21 protein-coding genes and 1 tRNA gene are annotated in these 17,939 nt (G+C 68.9%); 15 read left to right on the forward strand and 7 right to left on the reverse strand.

What is annotated here, in order from left to right; translation table 11 throughout:
• Positions 1-6 precede the first annotated feature (6 nt).
• Positions 7-750: a phosphoglyceromutase gene (locus OG589_RS41975; RefSeq protein ID WP_405144393.1), complete on the forward strand. Its 744-nt coding sequence runs from the start codon at positions 7-9 to the stop codon at positions 748-750.
• Between the two features lie 78 nt (positions 751-828).
• On the opposite strand, the gene phoU is transcribed toward OG589_RS41975, so the two are convergent.
• Complete coding sequence (gene phoU / locus OG589_RS41980) at positions 829-1,485, reverse strand: phosphate signaling complex protein PhoU (RefSeq protein WP_405144394.1); 657 nt, start codon at positions 1,483-1,485, stop codon at positions 829-831.
• 175 nt (positions 1,486-1,660) lie between these two features.
• On the opposite strand from phoU, the gene OG589_RS41985 reads away from it, so the two are divergent.
• Positions 1,661-2,773 (forward strand): sensor histidine kinase, encoded by a 1,113-nt coding sequence (locus OG589_RS41985; protein ID WP_405152227.1) that lies wholly within the window; start codon positions 1,661-1,663, stop codon positions 2,771-2,773.
• Positions 2,770-3,459, forward strand: coding sequence for a response regulator (locus tag OG589_RS41990; protein WP_405144395.1), 690 nt, complete (start codon positions 2,770-2,772; stop codon positions 3,457-3,459). The genes OG589_RS41985 and OG589_RS41990 overlap by 4 nt, the downstream gene beginning before the upstream one ends.
• 147 nt (positions 3,460-3,606) lie before the next feature.
• On the opposite strand, the gene OG589_RS41995 is transcribed toward OG589_RS41990, so the two are convergent.
• Positions 3,607-4,233, reverse strand: a complete 627-nt coding sequence (locus tag OG589_RS41995; RefSeq protein ID WP_405144396.1) for a copper chaperone PCu(A)C — start codon at positions 4,231-4,233, stop codon at positions 3,607-3,609.
• Positions 4,234-4,496: 263 nt separating this feature from the next.
• Between OG589_RS41995 and OG589_RS42000 the strand changes: the two genes are divergently transcribed.
• The 3 genes from OG589_RS42000 (at position 4,497) to OG589_RS42010 (ending at position 5,973) form a co-directional block, all read left to right on the forward strand.
• On the forward strand, positions 4,497-4,979 hold the full coding sequence (locus OG589_RS42000; RefSeq protein WP_114028347.1) for a CarD family transcriptional regulator: 483 nt from the start codon (positions 4,497-4,499) through the stop codon (positions 4,977-4,979).
• Positions 4,980-4,996: 17 nt separating this feature from the next.
• Complete coding sequence (gene ispF / locus OG589_RS42005; RefSeq protein ID WP_405144397.1) at positions 4,997-5,449, forward strand: 2-C-methyl-D-erythritol 2,4-cyclodiphosphate synthase; 453 nt, start codon at positions 4,997-4,999, stop codon at positions 5,447-5,449.
• A gap of 254 nt (positions 5,450-5,703) precedes the next feature.
• Positions 5,704-5,973, forward strand: a complete 270-nt coding sequence (locus OG589_RS42010) for a GlsB/YeaQ/YmgE family stress response membrane protein (protein ID WP_405144398.1) — start codon at positions 5,704-5,706, stop codon at positions 5,971-5,973.
• 238 nt (positions 5,974-6,211) lie between these two features.
• Here OG589_RS42010 and OG589_RS42015 read toward each other — a convergent pair whose 3' ends face one another.
• On the reverse strand, positions 6,212-7,858 hold the full coding sequence (locus OG589_RS42015; RefSeq protein ID WP_405144399.1) for a DUF2637 domain-containing protein: 1,647 nt from the start codon (positions 7,856-7,858) through the stop codon (positions 6,212-6,214).
• A gap of 459 nt (positions 7,859-8,317) precedes the next feature.
• Between OG589_RS42015 and cysS the strand changes: the two genes are divergently transcribed.
• From cysS to OG589_RS42060, 9 genes are all read left to right on the forward strand, one after another.
• Positions 8,318-9,715 carry a cysteine--tRNA ligase gene (gene cysS / locus OG589_RS42020; protein WP_405144400.1) on the forward strand — a complete coding sequence of 466 codons (1,398 nt, stop codon included), beginning with the start codon at positions 8,318-8,320 and terminating at the stop codon, positions 9,713-9,715.
• A 21-nt stretch (positions 9,716-9,736) separates the two neighbouring features.
• On the forward strand, positions 9,737-10,711 hold the full coding sequence (rlmB, locus tag OG589_RS42025) for a 23S rRNA (guanosine(2251)-2'-O)-methyltransferase RlmB (protein WP_405144402.1): 975 nt from the start codon (positions 9,737-9,739) through the stop codon (positions 10,709-10,711).
• Positions 10,712-10,793: 82 nt separating this feature from the next.
• Positions 10,794-10,866: transfer RNA gene (locus OG589_RS42030), tRNA-Thr, on the forward strand.
• Between the two features lie 481 nt (positions 10,867-11,347).
• A complete protein-coding gene (locus OG589_RS42035) occupies positions 11,348-11,755 on the forward strand; it encodes an ArsR/SmtB family transcription factor (RefSeq protein ID WP_405144403.1) in 408 nt (135 codons plus the stop codon).
• Positions 11,752-12,405, forward strand: coding sequence for an SRPBCC family protein (locus OG589_RS42040; protein WP_405144404.1), 654 nt, complete (start codon positions 11,752-11,754; stop codon positions 12,403-12,405). Before OG589_RS42035 ends, OG589_RS42040 begins: the two co-directional genes overlap by 4 nt.
• Positions 12,405-12,755 (forward strand): DUF998 domain-containing protein, encoded by a 351-nt coding sequence (locus tag OG589_RS42045; protein ID WP_405144405.1) that lies wholly within the window; start codon positions 12,405-12,407, stop codon positions 12,753-12,755. The genes OG589_RS42040 and OG589_RS42045 overlap by 1 nt, the downstream gene beginning before the upstream one ends.
• Positions 12,644-12,907 carry a hypothetical protein gene (locus tag OG589_RS42050; RefSeq protein WP_405152262.1) on the forward strand — a complete coding sequence of 88 codons (264 nt, stop codon included), beginning with the start codon at positions 12,644-12,646 and terminating at the stop codon, positions 12,905-12,907. Before OG589_RS42045 ends, OG589_RS42050 begins: the two co-directional genes overlap by 112 nt.
• A gap of 171 nt (positions 12,908-13,078) precedes the next feature.
• Entirely contained in the window at positions 13,079-13,723 is a 645-nt protein-coding gene (locus tag OG589_RS42055; RefSeq protein ID WP_405152228.1) for a DNA alkylation repair protein, read from the forward strand.
• Positions 13,724-13,979: 256 nt separating this feature from the next.
• Positions 13,980-15,116: an FAD-dependent oxidoreductase gene (locus OG589_RS42060; RefSeq protein WP_405144406.1), complete on the forward strand. Its 1,137-nt coding sequence runs from the start codon at positions 13,980-13,982 to the stop codon at positions 15,114-15,116.
• 329 nt (positions 15,117-15,445) lie between these two features.
• Here OG589_RS42060 and OG589_RS42065 read toward each other — a convergent pair whose 3' ends face one another.
• The 4 genes from OG589_RS42065 to OG589_RS42080 form a co-directional block, all read right to left on the reverse strand.
• Positions 15,446-16,258 carry an alpha/beta fold hydrolase gene (locus OG589_RS42065; protein WP_405144407.1) on the reverse strand — a complete coding sequence of 271 codons (813 nt, stop codon included), beginning with the start codon at positions 16,256-16,258 and terminating at the stop codon, positions 15,446-15,448.
• 32 nt (positions 16,259-16,290) lie between these two features.
• The gene (locus OG589_RS42070; RefSeq protein WP_405144408.1) at positions 16,291-16,854 is read right to left on the reverse strand and encodes a dihydrofolate reductase family protein; all 564 of its coding nucleotides are present in this window, start codon (positions 16,852-16,854) and stop codon (positions 16,291-16,293) included.
• On the reverse strand, positions 16,851-17,012 hold the full coding sequence (locus tag OG589_RS42075) for a hypothetical protein (protein WP_405144409.1): 162 nt from the start codon (positions 17,010-17,012) through the stop codon (positions 16,851-16,853). Before OG589_RS42075 ends, OG589_RS42070 begins: the two co-directional genes overlap by 4 nt.
• A 102-nt stretch (positions 17,013-17,114) precedes the next feature.
• A complete protein-coding gene (locus OG589_RS42080) occupies positions 17,115-17,816 on the reverse strand; it encodes a helix-turn-helix domain-containing protein (RefSeq protein ID WP_405144411.1) in 702 nt (233 codons plus the stop codon).
• Positions 17,817-17,939: the final 123 nt, after the last annotated feature.

A 17,939-nucleotide genomic window follows, 5' to 3' on the forward strand; every position in this document is an offset into this window, starting at 1 on the left:
GGGCGCATGGCTACTTTGGTGCTATTGCGGCATGGCGAGAGTGAGTGGAACGCGAAGGGCCTGTTCACCGGATGGGTCGACGTCACGCTCTCGTCCACTGGTGAGGACGAGGCCCGGCGCGGCGGCGCCCTGCTGCTCGACGCGGGGGTGCGGCCCGATGTGGTGCACACCTCGGTGCTGACCCGGGCGATCCAGACCGCGAACCTCGCGCTCGGCGCCGCCGATCTGCTGTGGCTGCCGGTCACCCGGTCCTGGAGGCTCAACGAGCGCCACTATGGCGCCCTCCAGGGCAAGAACAAGGCGCAGACCCGCGAGGAGTTCGGCGACGAGCAGTTCGCCCTGTGGCGCCGCTCGTACGACACCCCGCCCCCGCCCCTCGCGGACGACGATGAGTTCTCGCAGGTGGGAGACGCCAGGTACGGCACACTGCCGTCCGAGCTGATGCCCCGCACCGAGTGCCTGAAGGATGTCGTCCACCGCATGCTGCCCTACTGGTACGACAGCATCGTCCCCGACCTCGCGGCCGGGCGCACCACGCTGGTGGTGGCCCACGGCAACTCCCTGCGCGCCCTGGTCAAGCACCTGGACGGCATCGGTGACGAGGAGATCGCCAAGCTGAACATCCCGACCGGCATCCCCCTGCGGTACGAGCTGGACGCCGATTTCAGGCCCCTCAAGGCCGGCGGCGAGTACCTCGACCCCGAGGCCGCCAAGGCCGCCATCGAGGCCGTCGCGAACCAGGGCAAGTAGCCACACCCCCACACACGGCAAGAGAGCCCCGGACCACGAAGGTCCGGGGCTCTCTCATGCGCCTGGGCGCCTTTGGTGTCAGGAGGAGGCGTCGCTGTCGCGGCTGCCGGTGACGAGGTAGACCACGTCACGGGCGACGCGGACGGCGTGGTCGGCGTACCGCTCGTAGTAGCGGCCGGTGAGGGTGATGTCGATCGCGGGCTCGATGCCGTACGCCCAGTCCTTCGACAGCAGCACGCGGAACAGCCTGCGGTGCAGCCTGTCCATCGCGTCGTCGTCGTCGTCCAGTTCCTTCGCCAGCTCGACGTCGTGCGTGGCGATGCAGCTGCCGGTCTTGGTGATCAGGCGCTCGGCGATCTGGCCCATCTCCAGGATCGTGTCGCGCACCTCCGCCGGGATCGCGGAGTCGGGGTGACGCATCCGTGCGATCTTCGCGACGTGTTCCGCCAGGTCGCCCATGCGCTCCAGGTCGCCGCCCATCCGCAGGGCGGTGATGGCGATGCGCAGGTCCACGGCGACGGGCTGCTGCGTGGCCAGCAGTTCGAAGATGGAGGCCTCGATCTCCGCGTAGAGCCGGTTGACCTCCTCGTCCTGGGAGATCACACTCTCGGCGAGCTGGAGGTCGGCGTCCAGCAGTGCGGTGGTGGCCCTCGAGATGGCCGAGCGGACCAGGCTGGTCATCTCCACCAGCCGGTCGGTGAGAGCGTTGAGTTCATCGTGGAAGGCGTCGCGCATGCGGCTCACGCTACGCGCGCGTTCGTGAACGAACTTCGTCCAGGAGATGAACTCTCCAGGAAAGGGGCCTTCGTGAGGTCCTGGCCAGCGAAGAAGGCCGCCTACCATCGAAGGCGTGAGTGAGATCGTGGCGAGCCTGGCCGCTCTGGCGGGGTTTGTCGTCGGGGCGATCGCGATGGTGGCGGTGCGCCCGAGGGACAAACGCCGCACCGACATCGTCGAGAACTCCGACGCCGTCCTGCCTCAGGGGGTGGCGTCGGTGCTGGCCGTGCTGCCCTCCTCCGCCGTCGTCCTCGGCCGCGACGACAAGGTGCTGCGGGCCAGTTCGGCCGCCCGCGCCTTCGGCCTGGTCAAGGGCGATCACCTTATGGCCGCCGAGCTTCTCGCGCTCGCCCGTCAGGTCCGCAGGGACGGTGAGATCCGTGAGAGCGAGTTCGAGGTGGCGGGCCACAAGTTCGGCCTGGAGACCACCACGTTCGCCGTCCGGGTCGCGCCTCTCGGCACCCACGGGCAGGTGCTCGTCCTCGCCGAGGACCAGACCGAGCGCCGCCGCGTCGAGGCCGTGCGCCGTGACTTCGTCGCCAACGTCAGCCACGAGCTCAAGACCCCCGTCGGGGCGCTGAGCCTGCTGGCCGAGACGATCCAGGACGCCGCGGAGGACCCCGTGGCCGTCACCCGTTTCGCGGGGCGCATGCAGCACGAGGCGGCCCGCCTGACCTACCTCGTCCAAGATCTGATCACGCTGTCCCGCATCCAGGGCGGCGAGCCGATCCCCACGCCCGGCTGCGTGCCGGTCGACGAGGTGCTCCACGAGGCCATCGACCGGTGCAACACCAAGGCGTCGGCCAAGGACATCGCCCTGGTCGCGGGGGGCACCGAGGGCCTGCGCGTGTGGGGCGACGACGAGCTCCTCGTGACCGCGCTGCGCAACCTCATCGACAACGCCGTCGCCTACAGCCCCGAGAGCACCCGCGTCGTGGTGAGCGCGAGGCCCGCCGGCGAGGTGGTCGAGGTGAGCGTCAGCGACCAGGGCATCGGCATCCCCGAGAGCTCGCAGGAACGCATCTTCGAACGCTTCTTCCGCGTCGACGCCGCCCGATCGCGGGCCACCGGCGGCACGGGTCTCGGCCTGGCCATCGTCAAGCACGTCGCCGTGGCGCACGGCGGCGAGGTGACGGTCTGGAGCAAGGAAGGCTCGGGCTCCACCTTCACCCTTCGTCTGCCGGCCTTCGGCGGCACGGCGATAGCCGTACCAAGCACATCGAACTCTCTGGAGGCCGCGCAGTGACCCGCGTGCTCGTCGTCGAGGACGAGGAGTCGTTCTCTGACGCCCTGTCCTACATGCTTCGCAAAGAGGGGTTCGAGGTCGCGGTCGCGGCCACCGGCCCCGAGGCGCTCGACACCTTCGACCGCAGCGGCGCCGACCTGGTGCTTCTCGACCTGATGCTCCCCGGCCTCCCGGGTACGGAGGTCTGCCGCTCGCTGCGGCAGCGCTCGAAGGTCCCGGTGATCATGCTGACCGCCAAGGACAGCGAGATCGACAAGGTGGTCGGCCTGGAGCTCGGCGCCGACGACTACGTCACCAAGCCGTTCTCCTCGCGTGAGCTGGTCGCGCGCATCCGCGCGGTGCTGCGCAGGCAGGGCGACGCCGAGGAGATCGAGCAGGCGGTCCTCGCCGCCGGCCCCGTCCGCATGGACGTCGACCGCCACATCGTCGCCGTACGGGGGCGTCAGGTGCAGCTCCCGCTCAAGGAGTTCGAGCTGCTCGAAGTGCTGCTCCGCAACGCGGGCCGGGTGCTCACGCGCGGCCAGCTGATCGACCGGGTGTGGGGGGCCGACTACGTCGGCGACACCAAGACCCTGGACGTGCACGTCAAGCGTCTGAGGGCCAAGGTCGAGGCCGATCCGTCCAACCCGCGCTGCATCCTCACCGTGCGCGGGCTCGGCTACAAGTTCGACCCCGCCGAGGGGTGACCTCGGCCCTGCCGGGGATCGCCTCTCCGAGGGGCTGAGCGGCAGCGAGAAGGCCCGGTTCATGTACGTCCGTAGATGAACCGGGCCTTTGGCCTTCTATGGGCTCTTGGCCCTTTGAGGGCCCTTTTGGGAACCTTTGGGGAAGTCTCAGCCGCTCGCCGTAGGAGCCGCGCTCGGAGCGGGGACGCTCGCGGACGTCGTCGGAGCCGGGGTGGCGGACGGGACGGCGCTGGGGGCGGGCGACAGGCTGCTGAACTCGCGGCTGCGCGTGATGACGGGGATCGTCATGTTGATGTCGCCGGCGTTGGCGAACTTCAGGGTCACGGCGATGCTCTCGCCGCCCAGGAGGGGCTTCTGGGTGCCCTCCAGGATGACCGTGGAGGTGGGCCTGCCGGTGTTGACCAGCTTGCCGGGGGGCAGAGCGATCGCGCCCGCCGTCTTGACCGAGGCTGCGCTCTGGTCGGCCACCGCCACCCCCTCAAGGGAGTCGGGCACGGTGCCGTAGTTCATCATGGACAGGTAGAGCGGGACGGAACCGCCCGCCTCGATCTTGGCGCCGGAGTCCGGGCCGAGGAGGAAGGCCTGAGGGATCTTGATGCCGTTCCTGCCGTAGGTCTTGCCGGTGCCGTTGCTGTCAATGAGCACGTGGGCCTCAGTTGGGGCGTACGCATTGCTGGTGTTCGCATCGGTTCCCGCGCCACACGCCGCGAGCGCCGGGGCGGCTGCGAGCAGCGCGGTGACGGCAATCACCCTGCGACGGCTGGTGCTGGTCACAGTTCGAGGTCTCCTTGATACACATGGGCATGGCCAGAAGCAACCTTATCCGTGCGCCGCACCCCTCTCAGAGCCGGGCGGGTGCGAGCGCGGACGCGGCCAGCATCGCAGGTCACCGGGCATGTCAGGACTTGAGTTTCATACGGTCTGGCGGTTGTCAAGTCCCAAATCGAGGCTTTGACCTGCAGTTATGTTGATTTCACTGTTCCGGGAGGGGACTGGCGCGTGGTATCCTGGAGTACAGCGGAAGGGGTACTTGTCACATGACTTTCCAGGTCGGCGACACTGTCGTCTACCCCCACCACGGGGCTGCTCGGATCGAAGCCATCACGACCCGCACGATAAAGGGCGAGGACAGAACCTATCTGGTGCTGAAGGTCGACAAGGGCGACCTTACCGTTCAGGTGCCGGCGGAGAACGCCGAGCTCGTCGGCGTGCGTGACGTTGTAGGCCAGGAAGGCCTAGAGCGTGTCTTCGATGTCTTGCGCATGCCACACACCGAAGAGCCCACCAACTGGTCCCGCCGCTACAAGGCCAACCTCGAGAAGCTGGCGTCCGGCGACGTCAACAAGGTGGCCGAAGTGGTGCGCGACCTCTGGCGGCGCGACAAGGAGCGGGGCTTGTCCGCGGGCGAGAAGCGCATGCTCGCGAAGGCCAGGCAGATACTGGTCAGTGAGCTCGCGCTCGCGGAGAAGACCAACGAGGACAAGGCCGAGGCACTTCTCGACGAGGTTCTCAACTCCTGAACACCAAACATCCAAGGGTGGGCGTCGGAGTCGACGTCCACCCTTTCGCATCCGGCCGTGACCTCCACCTCGCCGGCCTCCACTGGCCGGGCGAGACGGGGCTCGCGGGCCACTCCGACGGCGACGCCGCCGCCCACGCGTGCTGCGACGCCCTCCTCTCGGCCGCGGGGCTGGGCGACCTCGGCGGCCTCTTCGGAACCTCCGACCCGCGCTGGGCGGGAGCGTCCGGCGTAACCCTGCTGGAGGAGGCCGCGCGTCACGTGCGCGCGGCCGGCTTCGAGATCGGCAACATCGCCGTGCAGGTCATCGGAAACCGTCCCAAGCTGTCGCCGCGCCGGGCCGAGGCCGAGAAGGTTCTGGGCGCGGCCGTCGGCGCGCCGGTCAGCGTCAGCGCCACCACGACCGACGGGCTCGGGCTCACAGGCCGCGGAGAGGGCGTCGCCGCGATCGCCACGGCGATCGTCTTCTGAGAATCCGCGACAAGCCCCGGAATGCCGCCAACCGGCGGGCCGTCCGGCACGTCATAACAGCGGGATCCCGAAGGGCGGGTGGGTCGAACTACTCGCGAATCCGAGGGCGGCGCCCCGTCAACCGGCGCGGTGCGGGACGCCGTCCTCAGTTTTGCCCTGCTGACCAGGCATTTTTTACTTTCTAGGATTAGAGCCCCAAATGCGGGTAGCCACCTCTTCAGCGTGAAGGTGCGACCCTCAAGGGGAGGCTCAATATGTCCATTCAAACCATCCTCGGCGCGATCGTCATCGGTGCCATCATCGGCGCTCTGGGACGGCTCATTCTTCCGGGCCGTCAGCCCATCGGCTGGATCCTCACCGTCGTCGTCGGCATCGTCGCCGCTCTGATCGGTACCGCGATCGCCCAGGTGCTCGGTGTCGCGACCACGAGCGGCATCGACTGGATCGAGCTCGTCATGCAGGTGGTTCTGGCCGTCATCGGTGTCGGCCTGGTGGCCGGTCTCCGCGGCCGCACAAGGGTCTGACCCTAGGCGGAGTGCACCGCACGGTGACCTTCGCCGACGTTCGAGCCGCCGAGTGTGATCTCTGGGCCGTCAGGCCCTGAACACGGCGGTCACCCGCACGGTGCCCGACTCCGCCGGCACCTTCAAAGATCCGCCCGCTCCCCCCGGGAGCGGGCGGATCTTCGGCATTCCCCACCCCCCGTACGGGCCTGTTCATCGGCATTCAGCGGCGTGCTGCGCGTCCGGGACGTACCGGGGTCTACTCCTCGGGAGGCAGAGGGGTGCTGCGCATCCGTCCGGACGGGGGTGCCGCGGGCTCGCTCGCGTAGGGCTGCCGCCTCGCGCGCGGGGACTCCTCCTCGTCGGCGCTGTCGGCGTCGTGGGCAGGGTCGGGACCGGCGTCGGTCTCCTGCTGCGCCCCAGAGGGCAGCGGAGCGGCGTCCTCGCGCAGATGGGGGTAAGGCTGCGTGTCCGCGGCCGGAGCCTCGTCAGGGCCCTCTGAGACCTCCGCGGCCGGCCGCTCGGCCGGCTCGTCGGTGATCTGCGGGTACGGCTGCGTGTCGCCGGGCTCGCGATTGCGCGCCGGCTTGGGAAGCGGGTGGACCAGAACGTCGCCGGTGGAGGGGCGGACGAGGTCTCCCCACCGGAGCGGCATGTCGGGGGCGCGCTCCGGTCGCGGGGACGGCGTGGTCCGCGCCCTGGGCTTCGGCACCAGCCGCTGCTCCGGCTCCGGCTCCGGCACCACATGCTCCTGCTCCGGAACCACGTGCCCCTCGTCGGAGGCCACATGCTCCCGCGGGGTGTCGTACGCCTGCTCGGCGACCGGGCGCTCCTGCTCCGGAAGAGCGTGCGCGGGGTGGGAATCCTTGTGCTCTTGCGGAGTTTCGTACGGCTGCGGGGTGGGGTGTTCGTGTTCAGGCAGGGGCTCTTCGCGCCCCTGAGGGGCCTCTCCAGGCTCCGAACTCGCCCGTCCAGGTTCCGAACCGGCGTGGTCCTGTTCCGCACTCATGTGATCGCGCTCGGGCACGGCCGCTTCGGAGCCGGAGGCGCTGCTCTCCTCGCGGGCCTCTCGGGGGCTCGTGGCTTCCCTGGGAGCCGGAACCGTGCGCGGGGGCACCCGCTCGTCGGCCTCGCCGTCCCTGCCCTGACGCGGCAGTGGCGGCAGCTCGTCCACGGGAGGGGTTTCGGGAGCGGGCGTCGGCGGCACCACCGGCTCGGGCTCGGGCGTGTACAGCGCCTCCAGATGCGGGGCGAAGTCCCGCTCCAGGGCGGACGCGTGGCCCGTTTCGAGCGGTGGGGCCAGGTCGGGGTCACGTTCCTCGGCCCCGAAGGGAACGATGTCCGTCCGTGCATGGACGCCGGTGTGGCTCTGATGGACGCCCGCCGCCTCGTGGTCGGGACCGTCCGCCGACAAGGGGTGGGACTGAAGGCGCCTGGCCGGGAGCAGGAAGAGCCACAGCCCGAGCACCAGCATCACCCAAGGGGCGACGGCGACGCCCACAGCGGCCTGCCGGACGTCGACGGAGACGCCCGTGGCGATCACGACGTTGGCCGCGGCGGCCGCCACGATCAGCAGGGCGAGGAGCAGAGCGGCCTGGAGCCTCAGGAGCAGCCGGGCAGGCCGTACCAGGAGGACGCTGATCAGCGCTATCCCGAGCAAGGCGTCGAAGCCGGCCGGATAGAGGTAGGCGAGGTCGGACCGTGCTCCTCCCCTCACGGCGAGGGCCCGCAGCGCGTCGAAGGACAGCACGCAGGCGGCGCCGGCCAGCGCGGCCACGGCGAGGCCCGCGACGGCGGTCCCGAGGCGGCGCAGCACCAAGGCCGCTCCGGTCGGCTGGGCGGGAACGGGCAGAGGCGCGGTCCGGCGGGAGGACTGGCCTGCCGCCAAGGGGGGAGTGACGTCCATGGCGCTTCGAGCCTACAGAATCGGCGCTGCCGTAACCGGCGCGGACCGCGACGCCACGCGGCAGCCAACCAGATTGGCCCCCGAACCACCACCCTGTACTCGCCGTCGGACCTGCCCGCTCCGAGGACCGAAACCCCGAGCCGCGGCCGTGCGCCGGCCGATGCGACCGCGCGGGTACGGCCGGGAGCGATGAGACGGGAGCGACCAGTGTGCGTCTGGCTGTACGCGTCGGGGGCGCGGATTCCCGGATTCGGTGACGTTCCAGGAATCTACCGTTGAGGCTACCGACAAGATTGGACGTACCTGCCCAAATGATCTCGGACAAGGCGCTCTATTAGCGAGAAGGCGGTCGGTACTTCCGGCCCTGCGGAAAGCCCCGCGGATTCACATTCGTATTGCGGGCCTGTGAGGTCGGGCAACCCGTCCTGCCACGGCGTGCGAGGCATTAGCCTTGCGTTCGTGAGTCTGCGCCTATATGACACCAGCACCCGTGCGGTCCGCGACTTCGTCCCCATCCAGCCGGGCCGGGTCTCGATTTACCTGTGCGGCGCCACTGTCCAGGCTCCGCCGCACATCGGGCACATCCGCTCGGGCGTCAACTTCGACGTCCTGCGCCGATGGCTGATGCGGTCCGACTACGACGTGTCGTTCTGCCGCAACGTCACCGACCTCGACGACAAGATCATCCGAGTCGCGGCCGAAGAGGGCGTGCCGTGGTTCGTCGTCGCCGAGCGCAACCAGCGGGCGTTCACGTGGGCGTACGACATGCTCGGCTGCCTCCCGCCCACGGTCGAGCCGAGGGCGATGGGCCACATCCCCGAGATGATCGAGCTGATCCACCGGCTGATCGACAAGGGCCACGCGTACGCCACGGGCGGCGACGTCTACTTCGACGTCATGTCCTATGCCGAGCGTTACGGCAGGCTCTCCAACCAGCGTCCCGAGAACATGCGTGCGGCGGCCGACACCGACACCGACTCGGCCAAGCGCGACGCCCGTGACTTCGCGCTCTGGAAGGGGGCCAAGCCCGGCGAGCCCACCTGGGCCACCCCGTGGGGCCCGGGCCGTCCCGGCTGGCACCTCGAGTGCTCCGCCATGGCCACCAAGTACCTCGGCGAGACCTTCGACATCCATGGCGGCGGTGTCGACCTGATCTTCCCGCACCATGAGAACGAGGTCGCCCAGTCGCAGGCGGCGGGTGACGGCTTCGCGCGCTACTGGCTGCACAACGGCATGCTCAAGATCGGCGCCGAGAAGATGAGCAAGTCCCTCGGCAACTCCCTGCTGGTCCCGGCGATGCTCGGCAAGGTGCGTGCCGTCGAGCTCCGCTACTACCTCGTGGCCGCCCACTACCGCTCCTCGATCGACTACTCCGACGAGGCGCTGGCCGAGGCCGCGGCCGGTTACCAGCGCATCGAGGGCTTCGTCACCCGGGCCGCCGAGGTGATCCACGACGTCGACGCGGCGGCGCCGCTCCCGCAGGCGTTCGTGGACGCGCTGGACGACGACCTCGGGGTGCCGCAGGCGCTCGCCGTGGTCCACGAGGTCGTCCGCGAGGGCAACGTCGCCCTCGCCCACGGCAACAAGGAGCAGGTGGCACGACTTCTCGCCGAGACCCAGAACATGCTCGACGTGCTCGGTCTCGACCCCCGGTCGCCGCAGTGGCGGGAGGGAAGGGCCGACAACGGACTTCGCGACACCGTGGACTCCCTGGTCAAGGTGGCTCTGGAGCAGCGCCAGGCCGCCCGTGCCCGTAAGGACTACGCCGCGGCCGACGCGATCCGCGACCAGCTCGCCGCGGCGGGTGTGATGGTCGAGGACACCCCCCAAGGTGCCCGATGGGAACTGGCCCGCTGATCGCGCCGGTAGGCTGGCATCATGGCTGGTGTGGGTAAAGGGTCCGGTAGGCCCGCGAAGAAGAAGGGCCCCACACGGGGCACCGGTGGGCAGGGCCGGTCCGCTCTTCAAGGAAGAGGAGCGACCCCGCCGGCCCACGAGCGCCACTGGTTCAAGGACAAGAAGCGCAGCGCCCAGAGCGCCTCGGGCGCGGGGCCGCGCACCCCTGAGAAGCAGCCCGCACGGCCGAGCCGCGGGGGCAAGCGTGACGACGCTCCCGAGGTCATCGGCGGCCGTAACCCCGTGGTCGAGGCCCTTCGCGCCGAAGTGCCCGCCAACGTCCTGTACGTGGCGCAGCGCGTCGAAAGCGACGACCGCATCCGCGATGCGATCAAGATGGCCGCCAACCGCGGCATCGCCCTGCTCGAGGTCAGCCGCGACAAGCTCGACAGGCTGACGGAGGGCACGGTCCACCAGGGCCTCGCGCTCCAGCTCCCGCCGTACGAGTACGCCCATCCGGAAGACCTCGTCGAGCGGGCACGGGACGCCGCCGAGGTGCCGCTGATCATCGCGCTCGACAGCGTCACCGACCCGCGCAACCTCGGAGCCATCGCACGCTCCGCCACGGCCTTCGGTGCCCATGGCATCCTCGTCCCCTCGCGCCGTTCGGCTGGGGTCACCGCCGGGGCCTGGAAGACCTCCGCCGGCACCCTGGCCCACCTGCCCGTGGCCCGGGCCGCCAACCTCACGAGCACGCTCCGCGAGTACCGCGAGCAGGGCCTGTTCGTGATCGGCCTCGACGGCGCCGGCTCCACCGACATCGGCGACGTCGAGCTGGCCACCGAGCCTCTCGTGGTCGTGGTCGGCTCGGAGGGCAAGGGCCTGTCCCGCCTCGTCCGCGAGGCCTGCGACGTGGTGGCACGCATCCCCATGAACGCCGCCGCCGAGTCCCTCAACGCCGGCATAGCCGCGGGCATCGCCCTGTACGAGGTATCCCGCCTCCGCCGCCGCGGCTGACCTCACCCCAAGCCGGCCGACCCGGTATCGATGATCGGTGACGGTGCCCATGCCATACGACTAAACTCGTAGGGCACCACACGCCGACGTAGCTCAATCGGCAGAGCAACGGTCTTGTAAACCGTAGGTCAGGGGTTCGATTCCCCTCGTCGGCTCCCAGCTCAAAGGCCCCTCGCGATGATCGCCAGGGGCCTTTTGCTAACAGGTTTGCTAACACGCGCTATGCGGCGGCGTCCTTGACCGCCGTCGGTTTCTTGGGCGGGGGACCGTCTTTCGGAGCTTTGTAGGCACTGATGAGCTTGCTCACGAGGGATGTAACCGTGTCGGGGTAGATCGGCTCTCCCCATCCTGTGGTGAACACGTAGCCATCGGTGCCTTTCCATTCCTCTCCAACCGCGAGCTTCTCGGCGCGCCAGGTACATCGCGATCTTCTCCGGGCCGAAGTGGTAGTTCTGCCGCAGATAGATGATCTTACGCCGCGAGGCTCGGGCAACAAACGGCCCTGTGACCCTGCAGGCAAGGGACCACACGGTGACTGCCTCATCAGCCCGTCCGCACGGTGGGGGGCGAACCAGTGCGGCATCACAGCATGATTCAGCCTTGACTTAATTAAGCGGACACTGACATAGTTCACGAGTGCACGCATTCGACGTCCTCGGCGACCCGGTGAGACGCCGAATACTGGAGCTGCTCGCCGACGGAGAACAGGCCGCCGGCGCCGTCAGCGAGGTCATCCGGGCAGAGTTCGGCATCTCACCACCTGCGGTATCGCAACACCTGCGAGTGCTACGGGAGTCGGGTTTCGTCACCGTCCGCCCGGACGGCACGCGCCGCCTCTACGCCGTGCGGGCCGCCCCACTCCAGGAGATCGACATCTGGCTGGAGCGCTTCCGGCAGTTCTGGAGCCAGCGCCTGGACGCATTGGCCACCGAACTCGCACGCGGCAAACGCCAACGCCGCGAACAACGCGACAACTGTGGAGACACTGCCGAGACACCGGATCGTCGTCAGGAGACCGAGTCCGATAGTGAGGAAGACACGTGATCGACATCGTCAACCAGATCAACGCCACCCACCGGGAGATCGGCAACCAGGCGGTCGTCACCGGTGAGGGGCGATCGCTGCTGCTGCGCCGGGTCTACGACGCCACGATCGAGGACGTCTGGAACGCCTGCACCGACCCCGAACGGCTCAGCCGCTGGCTGGGCCTGGTCGAGGGCGACCTCCGGCTCGGCGGCACGTTCCAGCTCAAGGACAACGCCGGCGGCGAAATCCTGCGCTGCGAGGAACCCCGTCTGCTCAAGGTGACCTGGGTCCTCGGCGAAGGCATGCCGACCGAGGTCGAGGTGCGCCTCGCGCCCGGCGACGACGGCCACACCGTCTTCGAGCTAGAGCACGCCTCGCCCGCCCAGATCGTCGACGAGCTCGTGCGCACCTACGGTCCCGGTGCCACGATCGGAATCGGCGGCGGCTGGGACCTCGCGCTGCTCGGCCTCGATCTCTTCCTGCACGGCGTGAAGTTTGACCCCGCCACCTGGCAGGACATCCCCGAGGAAAAGGAATTCGCCATCCGCAGCTGCCACGCCTGGGGTCCCGTGATCCAGGCCGCCTGGGGAACCAGCGACGACGACATCGCCGCGGCCATCGCGTTCGCGGTACAGCACTTCGCCCCCGAGACCAGCGGCGACCGCTGATGACCCACGACGTCACCTCCGCCGCCGGCAGGCCGCCCGGGGCAGTCGCCGGATCGACGAGAACGCTGCTGACCTGCGGCATTGTCGCCGGACCGCTCTACATCGTCGTAGTTGTCCTGCAGATGCTCACCAGGGACGGATTCGACATCAGCCGGCACCCGGCCAGCATGCTGAGCAATGGCGACCAAGGATGGATCCAGATCGCCAACTTCGTGGTCAGCGGTGGGCTGTTCGTGGCATGTGCGATTGGGCTGCACCGGGTCCTCTCGCGCTCGTCGCCGCGTGCTTCGTCTTCGCCCGGCGGTTCGTCGCGGCCGGCCGTACCGGTTGGGCGGCCTTCAGCGGCGTGACCGGCGCGGCCTTCCTCGCCACCTGGAGCTTGATTTTCGCCCTGCAGGGATCACGCCCGGCCAACGTCGCCTTCGCCCTCGCGATCGCCCTCGCCCTGGCATGGGCGTCGCTTCTCGCCTCGCACCATCGGCCCCAACCGGCGACAGAGTGAAACCGAGCGAAACCACCGGCGCGCAGCCCCGGTAAGTGCGCCGACGCGATCGCGTCCGACCCACCGCGAACGGCGGACCGACGCGGGCGAACACCGGATGGCACCCGCTGCGCGAGCGATCCACGTGATAGACAGGAGGCTGAGGTGACTGAGACGACGGTAGCCGTGGTGATGGCCGAGCTGGCCGCGCTCGAGGACCCGAAGACACGCGAGGTGAACAAGAAACACGGTGACGATCACGGTGTGAACCTCAGCATGCTGCGCGCGCTCGCGAAGCGGCTGAAGACGCAGCAGGAACTCGCGCGCCAGCTCTGGAAGACGGCTGACACCGCGGCGAGACTGCTGGCGATCCTGATCTGCCGCCCGAAGGCGTTCGAGCGTGACGAGTTGGACGTCATGTTGCACGAGGCGCGCACACCCAAGGTGCACGACTGGCTCGTGAACTACGTGGTGAAGAAGAACCCGCACTCCGAAGAACTGCGCCTGGCCTGGTCCGCCGATCCTGATCCAGTGGTCGCGAGTGCTGGCTGGGCGCTGACCACCGAACGCGTGGCCAAGAAGCCCGAAGGCCTCGACCTCGCAGGACTGCTCGACGTCATCGAGGCGGAGATGAAAGGCGCCCCGGCTCGCCTGCAGTGGGCGATGAACCACTGCCTGGCTCAGATCGGGATCGAGCACGCCGAGCACCGCGCCCGTGCAATCGACATCGGTGAGCGCTTGGAGGTGCTCAAGGACTACCCGACTCCCCCGAACTGCACGTCTCCGTTCGCGCCCATCTGGATCACCGAGATGGTGCGCCGACAGCACGACAAGTAGGAAGCTTCCTGCCCACGCTCGTGCCGCTACCCCCTCAGAGCGCGGCAACACGATCGTTGGCTATCGAGGCGAAGCGCAACGCACACGGAGATGTACCCATGCAAACATGCGCTTCTGCCGCGGAGGGGATCGTGTCCGGTCCTGCCTTCATCCTTGCGCGGCGGTGTGGGGCGACGTATTTGGATCTTGTGGACGACGGCGCCAATGCTCTATAAGGAGTAGTACTACTGCTTGTAGAGTTATGTGGAGGACGCCGGTGCGGGTGCTTGTGGTCGGGGCGGGGATCAGCGGGCTCGCGGCGGCGCGGGGATTGATCGCCGCAGGGCACGAGGTGGTGGTGCTGGAGCAGTCGCCGGGGCTGCGCCTCGGGGGTGGGTCCATCACCCTGTGGTGCAACGGCACGGCGATCCTCGGGGACCTGGGCGTTGAGCTGGAAGGCACGGGGCAGCGGCTGACGACGTTGTGCCTGCGGACCGCCAGCGGCCGCCAGGTGCTGGAGTTCGACCTGGAATCGCTGGCGGAACGGTTCGGGTCGGCGGCGCGGGTGATCCCGCGCGGATCGCTGATCACCCTCCTGGAGGCCGGGCTGCCGGAGGGGACCGTACAGTTCGGCGCGCGGGTCGCGGAACTGCAGGCCGACGGTGACGGCGTACGGGTGCGGACGCGAACAGGTCAGGAGTACAGCGGCGACTTCCTGGTCGGAGCCGACGGTGTGCACTCGCAGGTGCGTGCCCTCGTCCTGGGCGGCGGCCAGGCGGCCCTGACCGGTGTGGCGACCTGGCAGGGCCTCACGCCGGCCCCGGTCGATCCCGGGTCGATCACCACGATGATGGTCGGCCGGCAGGGCGACTTCGGGTTCATGGGTGCGGGTGGCGGGCTCATGCAGTGGTTCTTCGACGTGCCGTGGTCGCCGGGTGCGCCACCGGAGGACAAGCCGCTGGAGATGCTGCGCCAGCGGTTCGCGGGGTGGGGCTGGCCGGTCGAGCAGGTTCTGGCATCGCTGGGGGACGGCGACCCCGAGGTGTTCCCGCACACCCGGCACAAGGTGCCGTCCCGTTGGGGTGACGGGCGGTGCGTGTTGCTCGGGGACGCGGCGCACGGGATGCCGCCCGTCATGGCGCAGGGCACGAACCAGTCGCTCGAGGACGTGGCGACGCTCGTGGATTGCCTGAGCGCCGTACCCGATCCGACCGCAGTCGTAGGCGTGTACTCGTCCAAGCGGAGGCGGCAGGCGGCCCTGGCCTCCACCGTTGCCTCGCGCAGCCTCGCGGTGTCCGGCCCGAGGACCTTGATGCAAAGCGAGTACCTCATGCGCATGAACGCTGCCACACCGCCGCGTCTTGCCACTCAGGCGTTCGGGCTTCTGCTGCGCACCCTAAGCAACCGGATCTGACAGGACATCCCCCGTCCCCTACGGAGTCAGCCAGACCAGCGACTGGCATCAGCCGATGTGTCTTTCTAAGGGGCTGCCGCCCTCTTCGACCCCACGCGGACCCCATACCCTCATCCGTTTCGTGATCGTTCGTGGTCGGCCCGGCGCCGCCAGATGCCGGCAGACCGGTAGCCCTTACCCGCGGTTCAGAAGGGGTTCGAGTCCCTTGGCCGCGCCACATGAAAGGCCCGTCGCCAGGGAGAATCCGGGACGGGCCCTTCTGGGTCACGCGGCGCCGAGATCGTCGACGCCTACCAGCGCGTCCAGGTGCCCCGGCGGGCCCGGCGGGCTCAGGCGCGCTCTCCGTCGGCCAAGAAGGCGGCCAGTGCGGGGGCCAGGACTTCGGCGCTGACATCGTGCGTCTGATCGGGCAGGTCGCGCAGGCCGGCCTGCGGGAGGAGGTCGGAGACCGCGCGGGCGGCACTCACGATCCAGGACTCGGTCGCCCCGCCGTACATCACGAGAGTGGGGACGGAGACGGAGGACCAACGGTCGCGCGGGAGAGGGCGGCCGGTCATCGTGCCCGCCATGAAGCGGCCGTCGTAGGCGAGGGTCGGGGCGATGGTCTCCAACGCGGCCCAGATCGGAGCGGCCTTCATTCCGGCGACGAGCTCCGCGGGGAAGCCGCACGGCGTGGTGAAGAACAGTTCCAGGGCCTCGCCGCGACGTCCCTCCGCCAGCAACGCGTCGAGGCGTTCCAGGTAGTCGTCGGGTACGGCCGGGCGGCTGTCGTCGACCACGAACGGGGGCTCGTACAGGGCCAGCCGGGTGATGGGCAGCCCGGCGGCGGCCGCGTCCAGGGCGAGCACCGCGCCCGAAGAGAAGCCGCAGACGTGGGCCGTTCCGCCCGCCTCGGCGATGAGCGCCGCCAGGTCGTCGATCTCGCGCTCCACGCTGTAGGGGGCGGTGTCGCCGCTGTCTCCGCGACCCCTGCGGTCGTACGCGTAGACCGTGTGGGACGCGCCGAGCAGATCGCCGAGCTGGGGTCCGAGCGGGTTGAACGCCCGGTACGAAGAGGCGCCGTCCACGAGGATCAACGGCGTGCCCTCGCCGTGGCGTTCGAAGGCGATGGGGGTGCCGTCCTTGGAGGTGACGGTGTTCATGGCTGATCTCCAGGTTCTCTCGGGTAGGCGGGCTACTTGCGGGCGTAGGTCAGCGCGACCACGCCGGAGTCGAAGGCGCGGCTCTCGACCAGCGCCAGCGCGGTCTTGTCGGGTGATTCGGGGAACAGGCGCGCACCCGACCCCAGCATGACGGGGAAGATCATGAGCCGTAGCTCGTCGACGAGGCCCCGCTTCAGAAGCTCCTGGGCGAGCGAGCGGCTGCCATGGACGAAGATGTGCCGGTCGTTGTCCTGGCGTTTGAGCGCCTCGACCTCGCTGGTCAGGTCGCCCTTGAGGAGGGAGGCGTTCCACTCCAGCGGCTCGTGCAGCGTGCTGGACACCACGTACTTGGGCAGCGTGTTCATCTGGTCGGCGAATTCGCCCGTCACGTGTGGCCAGGCGGCGGAGAACCCCTCGTAGGTGACACGGCCGAGCAGCAGGGCCGAGGTCTCCAGCAGTTCCTTGTACCGGTAGGTGTCGTGCTCGGGGGCGAAGTGCTCCAGCACCCAGCCGGCGTGCCGGAAACCCGGCTCACCGCCCGGAGCCTGCATCACTCCGTCAAGTGAGACGAACTCAGACACGACCAGCTTCCTCACGACGACCTCCTCGTTGAGTACCGATAGCGGAGGAGCAGCGAGCCGGTCGGCGTGCTCCGTGCGGCATCCGGCTCCAGCGCTCCAGCCGGCACTCCGTCGAAGAGGCGTGGGCCGGTACCGACCACGTACGGCGTCACGTTGATGACGATCTTGCGCACGAAGACGACCTTCCCGTTGCCGGGCCGGCGCGCTCCCCGCCATGTTCCAGGGCGGTGCCTGGCCCGATGGTTGCGACTGGGAGGTTAGGCGGGAAAGAGCGCTCAGGTCTTGTACAGAAGCGACAGCGGCTCCGACGGATCCCGGCCGCTCAACTGCGTGGTGGTCCGCCCGATATAACGGGTCAGCGACCGCGCCAGGTGTGGTTGGTCGAAGTATCCGAGCCGGTGGATCACGTCGTGGGCCGGCGCGCCCTCCTTGAGCAGGACCGCCGCTTGCCTGGCACGATTGATCTGCCGGATGGCACCGCGGGTGAGTCCGGTCGCCGCCACGAAGCGCCGCTGGATGGTGCGTTCGGACACGTCCGGCGACGCGCCACCAAGCACCGCGGCAACGATCGGGTCACAGGCCAGAACACCCTCACGCACCATCCGCCCTACGAACACCTCGGTGTTGTCGTAGTCGGGAAGGCGCCAGGCGGAACCCTTCAGCCAGAACGATCTGCGCGTCGCATCGGGAATCTCTGCGGAACCGTCGACGAGCCGATTGATCGGAAGATGCGGCATCGAAGTGCCGAGTGAGAAGCTGATCCCGAAGAATGTGGAGTCTTCGGGAACGGGCGCCGGACTGGCCCTCGACTCCGGCCCTTGAACAGCCACGTTGACCTGACCGCGGTGCTCCCAGAAGACCAGATCCCAATGCGCCGTCGCAATCGACGTCATCCGGTTGATGTCACGGCTGCTGCTCCGCCACACCCGCTCGATGTACGGCGAATCGGACGATCGACTCTCGACATCCAAGCCCATCCGAGCCCATTCCCTCTCGCTTCATTGGCGCTATTGGCGCCGCTGAACAGGCAGGGTGCACGATACTAGCTACCGCGGCTCAAACCTGACGCCACCCTGCTCTACTGCCGCGTCCGCCCCGTG

The organism is Sphaerisporangium sp. NBC_01403, assembly GCF_045040145.1.
Classification (GTDB): domain Bacteria; phylum Actinomycetota; class Actinomycetes; order Streptosporangiales; family Streptosporangiaceae; genus Sphaerisporangium; species Sphaerisporangium viridialbum.